Source organism: Photorhabdus tasmaniensis (assembly GCF_011189505.1).
Classification (GTDB): Bacteria; Pseudomonadota; Gammaproteobacteria; order Enterobacterales; family Enterobacteriaceae; genus Photorhabdus; species Photorhabdus tasmaniensis.
This window is the reverse complement of sequence record NZ_PUJU01000261.1, coordinates 1-253: the sequence shown is the minus strand read 5'-3', so window position 1 is coordinate 253 and position 253 is coordinate 1. Positions and strand designations below refer to the sequence as shown.

The window sequence follows — 253 nt, the reverse complement described above, 5'->3', positions numbered from 1 at the left end:
GAGTTAACGGAGGAGCAGAAGCAAACTATCAGCACCCTTTCTACCCTGGCGGCAGGGCTGGCAGGTGGGATAGCGGGTGATTCCAGTGCAAGTGCCCTCACCGGGGCCCAGGCTGGGAAGAATGCAGTGGAGAATAACTTTTTGAGCGTGAATGAGCTGGACAGTTTTGCGCACCAAGCCCGCACCTGTGAAGGCGAAAGCTGCAAACAAGTGATCAAGGATATGGTGGAGACCAATATCCGTAATCAGCAGG

1 protein-coding gene is annotated in these 253 nt (G+C 54.5%); it reads left to right on the top strand.

From position 1 onward, the window contains the following. Positions 1–253 (top strand): VENN motif pre-toxin domain-containing protein (locus tag C5471_RS24760; protein ID WP_242688871.1); only part of this gene is annotated, 253 nt, incomplete at both ends.